We start from the raw sequence: 8558 nt of genomic DNA on the forward strand, positions 1-8558 counted from the left end.
AGGAGAATATGTATTTGTTTATAAGCCTCTTCTGAGGAAAGTTTACCACCAGTTTGTAGACCAGAAATATAGCTCACTCGTTGCGAAAAATCTTGAAGTTGAGCATTAAATTCTAAATGTTCTGACTTCAAATCTCCATAATAAGGACTACGAGGATAAAGAAAATCAGAGAGTTCCGATAGTAAATCAGAGTATTGATTCATAGATACCTTTAGTTACTATATGCTAATTCTTTGACATCAGGTTGAGACTTATTAACAGCTTGGATAAATTCTGTTAAAACTTCTTTGAGGCGTTGATCAATTTCTTCATCCAATTGCAAACTACCATCAGCTTGAATTTGAATTTGCTTATCTACTGCGTAAACTGTACTTAAAATATGTCTTGCGCCTAATTCACCTAAAACTGGTTTTAAGGCATATTCTATTGATAATAAATGAGCGATTGTACCACCAGTAGCTAATGGTAATAAAACCTTACCATTTAAAGCTTTTTGTGGTAATAAATCTAAAAAAGATTTGAGTAACCCAGTATATGCAGCCTTATAAATTGGCGTAGCAATAATTACCCCACTAGCTCGTTCTAGTAGTGCTTTTGGTTTTTCTAAAGCTGGACTATTGTAACGTCCATAAACTAAATCTTCCGCAGGTAAATCCCGTACAGAAATAATATCTGTTTCTAAACCTTGTTGGGAAAGAATTTGAGTTGCATATTCTAAAATTCCATAGGTTCTAGAAGGATGAGAAGGACTACCAGCGATCGCTAAAATATAAGTCATCTGACAAAAACCTCTTGATTGAATTAATTTTCAACTAATCTACGGTGGCTACTGTTGTTTCTCTAAGTTGTTCTTGAAGCTGTTGAGGAAATTCCCGGTTAGCAACAATTTCACCAAAAGGACTTAATAATTGTGGTTCTATTGTTGGTAAATTATCCAAAGGTAAACGAGGAAAAAGCAATTCTGCTACCCGATAAGCTTCCTCTAAATGGGGATAACCAGAGAAAATAAAAGTATCAATTCCTATGTCCGCATATTCCTGCATTCTTTTAGCAACAGTATCGGGATCACCTACTAATGCAGTTCCCGCACCACCTCTAACTAAACCAATTCCTGCCCATAAATTAGGGCTAATTTCTAATGCTTCCCGACTGCCATTATGTAATTCCTTCATGCGGTTTTGTCCAACTGAATCCATTCTGGCATAAGCTTGTTGGGATTTTTTAATAGCTGCATCATCTACATAACGAATCAAATCATTAGCAGCATCCCAAGCTTGACTTTCAGTTTCTCTGACAATGACATGAAGACGAATACCAAAGCTTAATGTTCGGCCTTGTGCTTGTGCCAAACGTCTCACAGCAGCAATTTTTTCTGCTACTTGTTGAGGTGGTTCACCCCAAGTTAAATAAACATCAACGTGCTTGGCAGCAATTACTTGAGCAATGGGAGAAGAACCACCAAACCACAAAGGTGGGTGAGGTTTTTGGATATTAGGGAATAGGATTTTCCCCTCTTTAATATTGAGATAATCACCTTCAAAATTAGAAATTTCACCTCCAGCAATTTCTCGCCAAACTGTTAAAAATTCATCAGTTAGTTGATAGCGATCATCATGACCAAGATGCAAACCATCACCAGCTAATTCAACAGGATCACCACCAGTCACGACATTAATTAATAATCTTCCGCCAGAAATTCTATCAAAAGTTGCTGCCATTCTTGCTGCTACTCCTGGCGACATTAACCCCGGACGGATTGCTACTAAAAACCGCATTTTTTTAGTGTGCGTTACCAAAGTTGAAGCTAAAATCCAGGCATCTTCACAAGAACGACCTGTGGGTAATAAAGCCCCTGTAAACCCTAATTGATCAACCGCTTGGGCAATTTGTCGCCAATAATCAAAGTTAACTGAACGACCACCTGTAGCAGTTCCTAAATAACGTCCATCGCCATGTGTGGGAATAAACCAAAGAACTTGCATGATACTTAAGTGTAAAATTTTTCAATCAAAAACTACGTTAACTCTATCGGTAAACCGTACTATTTGGGTAATACTCAAGAGTATTACACAAAAGAATCAAGAAAAGCAATACTTTTACAAAAAATACTGTAACTCTATCGAGTATGAGTAGATTAACCCTTCAAATAACTGGGATTCCATTGCAACCAGTAGTTTTCTAAAGTTTTAGCAACTATATCAGCCAGCTTGCCGAACAAGGCATATATTAAAATACTTAAAACTACAACGTCAGTTTGCATAAATTCTCTAGCATTTGTTGCCATATAACCAATCCCAGAATCCGCAGCAATTGTTTCTGCGACAATCAGTGTTAACCACATAATCCCTAAAGAGAACCGCACACCAACTAAAATTGAAGACATTGCCCCTGGGAGAATAATTCGCCAAAATAAACCCCAAGTATTTAAACCGTAAATTTTACCCATTTCAATCAATCCGTGATCAACACTGCGAATCCCATGAAAAGTGTTTAAATAAATAGGAAACATTACACCTAAAGATACCAGGAATAATCTCGCCTCATCACCAATGCCAAACCATAAAATTACCAATGGAATTAATGCTAAGTTAGGAATATTCCGCAGCATTTGCAGTGATGTATCTAGTAACTTTTCCGCAATCGGAGAAACACCATTAAGTAAACCTAAGCTAAAACCAATACTTCCTCCCACTAAAAACCCAGATATTGCTCTTATGGCACTAATACCAATATTTCTGAAAAGTTCACCTGTCTGAGTTAATTTAATAGCAGCACTAACAACTGCTAAAGGTGCTGGTAATATTCTAATGGGAATAACCCCAACAGAAGACAAGAATTGCCAGAATATAATTATTGTTATGGGTACAACCCAAGGTATGAATGATTGAAAATAGGGATTTTTGATAAACTTCAAATGGAACTTATTTTTTCTCATTGTATACTTTGATGAAAAACCAGGAGAAGAAAGTTTCATAATTATTAACCGGTGATCAGGATGATTAAGAGGTTGTTTGAAAACTTTTTCGTGTGGGATCTGACACCCGCAGATCCCCCTAAATCCCCCTTGAAAAGGGGAACTTTGAGGAATTTAGCCCCCCTTACAAAGCTTACAAAGGGGGGTTGGGGGGATCTCGATTAATTCTGATACTTTTCAAACATCCTCTAAGAGGGTGTTTGAAAAGTTATGGTTGATGTATCAAATATTTTTTACCCCTCCCTAACCCTCCCCTTGTAAAGGGGAGGGAAGTGGATTTTTATTGTTACCCCCCTTTACAAGGGGGAAAGGGGGGTAACAATGTGATGAAAATTACGGGATACGACTTTTCAAACATCCTCTAAGGGCGGGGTTTAGCCGCCAAAGTAAAAATCAGAATAACTACAGGTTATTTCTTACTAATTCTTTGGGGTGTAATAGCTGCATACTGTTGAGAACTTAAAACCGACTCTTTAATGGCAACTTGTTTAGGAATAACCCCTTCCTTATAAAACAAATCTGCAATCCTTTGTTGTTCAGCAACAAGAGATGAGTTAATTGGGCGTATACGGAATGTCCGTCTCCGAACTACCACAGCTAAAAGTGCAGGATCAAGTTTTAGTTCAGGTGCAAGAATTTTCACAACCTCGTCAGGATTAGATTCTGCCCATTCTCCTAATTTATCTACCTCTTCTAAAACTATCCGCACAACTTCTGGATTTTCCACAGCAAAACTCCGTCTAGCCATATAAAATCCACCTTGAGTAGCAATTCTGGAAGCATTTCTCAAAACACGAGCATTAGCATTCTTTTGAACAACCGCAATAAAGGGGTCCCAAGCAACCCAAGCATCAATTTTCTTTTGAATAAAAGCATCACGAGCTTCTGCTGGAGTTAAACTAACTGCTTGAATATCGCTATATTTTAAACCTGCTTCAGCCAAGGCTCTTAGTAGTAAATAATGTGATGCTGAACCCTTTTGAAAAACAACTTTCTTACCTTTAAGATCCTTAACTGTCTTAATAGGAGAATCTGGCTGGACAACAATAGCACTACCTTCACCACTACTAGGTTTACGTCCAGCAATATAGACAAGTTGAGCGCCAGCAGCTTGAGCAAAAATTGGTGGTGTTTCTCCTACAGAACCAATATCAACCCTATTTGCATTCATCGCTTCCATTAGTTGTGGACCAGCAGGAAATGGAGACCATTCTACCTTGATACCTAAAGGCTCAAGACGCTTATCTACCACTCCTTTAATTTTCACAATATCTCCAGAAGTTTGATAAGCAAGTCGGACTACTTTTGTTTTAATTCCTGCTTTATTAGTTGTATTTTGGGCTTCGACTATATTACTAGCAATGGGAGTAGAAAGAAAAACCAAAGCTAATGCTGAATATTGAATAAATTTCTGTAAAACTCTGCGGCGTTGTAGATTAAAGTTCATAATTATGTCTCCTCACTTAATTTCAATTCAAATCGTTTTATTCCAGAACCTAAAATGGGCGACTACCCGCTAAACTAATGCGTTTCATGACCCGACGTTGATGAGGATCAAAAGCTTGACGATAATGTAATGTAGATTGATTATCCCAGTAGACAATATCGCCTACAGACCATTTATGTTGATAATAAAATTGAGGTTGATGCAGATGATTTCTCAACTGTTCAATTAATTCCTTACCCTCTTGGGGTTCTAAACCAACAACTTCAACTTCTGTGGTGTAATCTAAATACAAAATCTTTTTACCACTCTCTGGATGAGTTCTCACCAATGGGTGGGGAAAGACAGGACTAATGAGAGTAATATTCTTATCCTCACGATACTTTCGGCGAGGTTCTCCTGGCTTATTTAAAAATGGATTATAAGTAATCAACTGCAAATCTGCAATTTGTTGTTTGGTTGATTCATCCAAAGTTTCATAAGCTAAATTGAGATTTAACCAAGAAGTATCTCCACCTTCAGATGGTACTTCTAAAGCATAAAGTAGAGAACCACTAGAAGGATAGGGTGTCCATTTATGATCAGAATGAAAAGCTAATTCACCTGTACCTGTGTAGCCACCATCAACATTAGAAACAGGGATTATAACTGGTGTTACTCCTGGTTGAGAAGCAAGAACTGGAATATTATCTGGTGGGACAAATAATGAACCAAAATTAAAACTAAAGTTCAAAAATTGCTCATCATTAAGATGTTGATTTTTGAAGATGAGAATATGATAATCTCTAAGTGCTTGTTTAAGTTGTAAAATTGCTTCAGGAGCGAGAGATTTTGTACCATCTAATCCAGTTACAACTGCTCCTAGTGGAGCGTCAAGAGGAGTAATTTGCAAATTAGTTAAAGTAAGTGTCGGCATAGTTAAAAGTAAAATTCATTCAAATTCTATAGTTTTGTCAAGAATCAATTTAAGCGGTTGTTTGATAGCGTTCACGAAGTGTGCCGAAGGCATAGCGTGGCGTTAGCCATAAAGTATTAGATGAAACCGATAATTTCCAAAAACCTAACCCCCTGCCCCCTTCCCTACAAGGGAAGGGGGTTTTCAAAGCCTCTCTCCTTGCAGGGGAGAGGTTTACAAGAGGGTCAATTTATACATTAAAAACTTTTCAAACATCCTCTAAGTTTTACTTCTTTTTACTTTCTCCCAAAAATAAACAGAAGTAAAACTATTATAAACTGCTACTTTTGTAGGGAAGGGGGTTTTCAAAGCCTCTCTCCTTGCAGGGGAGAGGTTTACAAGAGGGGTCAATTTATACATTAAAAACTTTTCAAACATCCTCTAAGTTTTACTTCTTTTTACTTTCTCCCGAAAATAAAGAGAAATAAAACTATTATAAATTGCTATTTTTTAGCAAGCACTTCCTTGGGAGTAATTGCAGCATATTGTTGAGGAGTTAAAAACCCATCTCTAACATTTACTTTTTTAGGTATAAGCCCCAGACTATACCATTTATCTGCAACTTCTTGTTGTTTTTTGATCACTTTTGCATTAATTGGTACTAATGCAAAATCATATTTGTCGTGCATTTTTTCTAAAGTTGGGGCATCAAGCTGAGTTGCACCAGTTAGTAACTGAGCAATTTCTTTGGGATGGGTTTTAGACCAAACTTGTGCTTTTTGTAATTCCTCTAGAAAAATTTTAATTACTTGAGGATTTTCTTGATAGAATTTGCGATTGGTGGAATAAAAGTTATTAGTATCTCTTAAACCTTTACCACCATCTAATAAGACCCGACCCACTTTGTTTTGGACATTTCTGGTGACAAATGGCTCCCAAATAAACCAGGCATCTACTTTACCTTGGCTAAAGGCGGCATTAGCATCTGGAGGTGCTAAAAAAACTGAAGTTACGTCAGTGAGTTTTAAACCTTCTTTTTCCGCTGCTCTAACTGTGAGGTAATGTCCAATAGATGCTTTTTGGAAAGCAACTTTTTTGCCTTTCAAATCCTTAAACCTTTTAACAGGTGAATTGGGGGGAACTAGAAGTGAAATTGCTCTACCATCAGAGGAGTTAGCTGCTAAATATACGAGAGGAACTCCGGCTGCTTGAGAAAAAACTGGAGGTGATTCGGCTGTAGACGCAATATCAAGTCCATTTGCATTTAAAGCTTCTAACTGTTGTGGTCCAGCAGCAAATTCAGGCCATTCAACTTTATAACCTAAAGCTCCTAATCGTTTTTCTAAAGTGCCTTTTTTTTCTAAAACTGCTAAGGCTGTAAGCTGTTTAGACCGAACTATTCGGACTACTTTTTTGTCATTACTGGCAATTAGTTTACTATTTGTGTTAGTTGTACTGCCAGTAGATGAAATTGCTTGCTGTTGAGCGCTATTTTGGGGTGTATTCCAAGTGAATAACGCAGCAGATAGGACTAAACTAGAGCTAAAAGCGGATAAAGCAGAACGACGAGTAATCCGTTTGTTTTTCCAGGATTGAAATTTATTTTCCCAATTCAGCATGGTTGAATACCCCTTTTTTATGAAAATTTTTTATTTTTGTTAAATATTTAAGAAAGTGAGGTAGAAAAAATAATCTACCTCAACAAGGCATGAGGAAACCTAAAAATAACTGACAGTAATGCTTGGTAAGCTATGTAGAGAATATCAGTTATAAGTCAAATACCAAGATTGTTTAAACCCTAAGATTAGAAAAGAGAAGTTGAGAAAAATTGGCTTTCTCTATTTTCACCAATATCACCTACTAACTCTAAATAACCTCAGAAGCATCTGGAAAATTTCTGGGTATGAACTGCGGTGTTTATCTAAATCTAAGGATAGCCTAGACAACACCACAGGTTGACTAATTGAACGCCTATCTGTGCGAATTTGACTTTTTGTAGACTTTCTATGGCGATAGTCATAATTTTTGCTCCAAACAGTTTCTAGTAATGACATTTAGGCAGACACAGAACTCAATAAATAAGAAGATGAAAATCCAGTTTGTAGTGATTCTTGTTTACCCATAACTCTGTCTAAAATTATCTCTACAGTCTTGGCAAACTTTGCGTCTCCTCTAGCGCGTGGACGGGGAAGATCAATTTTTACATTCATACTAATTTGACCATTTTCAATCAAAATTACTCTGTCTGCTAATACCACTGCTTCTTCTACATCATGGGTAATTAACAGTGAGGTAAATCCTTGTTCTTGCCACAAACGTTCTAATAATTGTTGCATTTCAATTCTAGTTAGGGCATCCAACGCCCCCAAAGGTTCATCTAGTAGTAATAGAGAGGGTTTACTGGCTAAGGCTCTTGCTAAAGCTACCCGTTGTCGTTGTCCACCAGAAAGCACAGAAGGCCATTCTTGAGCGCGGTCTTCTAATCCTACTTCACGCAGCACTTGTAAAGCCGTTTGTTTGGCATAAGCTTTGGAATTAGCACCTATTAAACCTAACTCTACATTTGCCAATACTCGCTGCCAAGGTAACAAACGAGCATCTTGAAACATCATGCGGATAGCGGGATTAATGGGTTTATCAGAATATTTGCCATTTAACAAAACATCGCCGCCACTGGGAGCATCTAACCCCGCAACTAGACGCAACATTGTACTTTTACCACAGCCACTGCGACCAACAATAGCTACGAATTCTCCTGGCTGAATTTCTAAATCAATTCCTTGTAAAACAGTTTTATTTCCAAAAGACTTTTGCAGTCCTTCAAGGTTTAATTGCATTCCTTTTACTTGATTAGTCATGATCAAAACCTCTTAATTGTGGATGTTTGATTGGTTATTTAGAGTAAATCTGTCAAATAAAAATAGACAATGCTTGTGGATAATTTTTCTAAGCCGAAATCATGAGTAAATTAATATATTTATTTTCCGGCTTGAGGAAATTTTAAGATTGACAGAAATTACTCGTTTTTATTTACTTGAATCTCTCTGGACAGAAAGCTTTAGTAAACAAGCATCTGGCATTACTACCAGTCTGCTTGTTGTGCCAATCTGTGTTTCCCAGTTATAATCCACTATAAATCGGTAGGAATACCGTAGCTTTAATTTAGTGTGGCATAACTAGATAAAAATTGCAAGTCTATTTGAGAAGAAATTTATGAAAAATACCCATAAAAAAATCCCCACTTG

General features: G+C 37.1%; 8 protein-coding genes. All 8 read right to left on the minus strand.

The annotated features are described in order from the left end of the window. A partial coding sequence (locus IQ228_RS15380) for a hypothetical protein (RefSeq protein ID WP_193963411.1) occupies nucleotides 1–203 on the minus strand: 203 nt, incomplete at its 3' end. Nucleotides 204–211: 8 nt separating this feature from the next. Next, nucleotides 212–778 carry an NADPH-dependent FMN reductase gene (ssuE, locus tag IQ228_RS15385; protein ID WP_027401201.1) on the minus strand — a complete coding sequence of 189 codons (567 nt, stop codon included), beginning with the start codon at nucleotides 776–778 and terminating at the stop codon, nucleotides 212–214. Nucleotides 779–812: 34 nt separating this feature from the next. Next, nucleotides 813–1982 (minus strand): FMNH2-dependent alkanesulfonate monooxygenase, encoded by a 1170-nt coding sequence (gene ssuD, locus IQ228_RS15390; RefSeq protein ID WP_193963412.1) that lies wholly within the window; start codon nucleotides 1980–1982, stop codon nucleotides 813–815. 152 nt (nucleotides 1983–2134) lie between these two features. Continuing rightward, nucleotides 2135–2935, minus strand: a complete 801-nt coding sequence (ssuC, locus tag IQ228_RS15395) for an aliphatic sulfonate ABC transporter permease SsuC (protein ID WP_071992748.1) — start codon at nucleotides 2933–2935, stop codon at nucleotides 2135–2137. Between the two features lie 448 nt (nucleotides 2936–3383). Beyond that, on the minus strand, nucleotides 3384–4421 hold the full coding sequence (locus tag IQ228_RS15400; protein WP_193963413.1) for a sulfonate ABC transporter substrate-binding protein: 1038 nt from the start codon (nucleotides 4419–4421) through the stop codon (nucleotides 3384–3386). Nucleotides 4422–4470: 49 nt separating this feature from the next. Beyond that, nucleotides 4471–5334 carry a TauD/TfdA family dioxygenase gene (locus tag IQ228_RS15405; protein ID WP_193963414.1) on the minus strand — a complete coding sequence of 288 codons (864 nt, stop codon included), beginning with the start codon at nucleotides 5332–5334 and terminating at the stop codon, nucleotides 4471–4473. A gap of 482 nt (nucleotides 5335–5816) precedes the next feature. Further along, the gene (locus IQ228_RS15410; RefSeq protein ID WP_193963415.1) at nucleotides 5817–6932 is read right to left on the minus strand and encodes an aliphatic sulfonate ABC transporter substrate-binding protein; all 1116 of its coding nucleotides are present in this window, start codon (nucleotides 6930–6932) and stop codon (nucleotides 5817–5819) included. Nucleotides 6933–7367: 435 nt separating this feature from the next. After that, on the minus strand, nucleotides 7368–8171 hold the full coding sequence (locus tag IQ228_RS15415; protein WP_027401207.1) for an ATP-binding cassette domain-containing protein: 804 nt from the start codon (nucleotides 8169–8171) through the stop codon (nucleotides 7368–7370). Between the last annotated feature and the right edge of the window lie 387 nt (nucleotides 8172–8558).

It is taken from the genome of Dolichospermum sp. LEGE 00246 (genome assembly GCF_015207865.1).
GTDB lineage: Bacteria > Cyanobacteriota > Cyanobacteriia > Cyanobacteriales > Nostocaceae > Dolichospermum > Dolichospermum heterosporum.

Bases quoted from the DNA above. Each gene is read 5' to 3' on its own strand.
- ssuE (WP_027401201.1), bottom strand. From the start codon at position 778: ATGACTTATATTTTAGCGATCGCTGGTAGTCCTTCTCATCCTTCTAGA.
- ssuD (WP_193963412.1), bottom strand. From the start codon at position 1,982: ATGCAAGTTCTTTGGTTTATTCCCACACATGGCGATGGACGTTATTTA.
- ssuC (WP_071992748.1), bottom strand. From the start codon at position 2,935: ATGAGAAAAAATAAGTTCCATTTGAAGTTTATCAAAAATCCCTATTTT.
- IQ228_RS15400 (WP_193963413.1), bottom strand. From the start codon at position 4,421: ATGAACTTTAATCTACAACGCCGCAGAGTTTTACAGAAATTTATTCAA.
- IQ228_RS15405 (WP_193963414.1), bottom strand. From the start codon at position 5,334: ATGCCGACACTTACTTTAACTAATTTGCAAATTACTCCTCTTGACGCT.
- IQ228_RS15410 (WP_193963415.1), bottom strand. From the start codon at position 6,932: ATGCTGAATTGGGAAAATAAATTTCAATCCTGGAAAAACAAACGGATT.
- IQ228_RS15415 (WP_027401207.1), bottom strand. From the start codon at position 8,171: ATGACTAATCAAGTAAAAGGAATGCAATTAAACCTTGAAGGACTGCAA.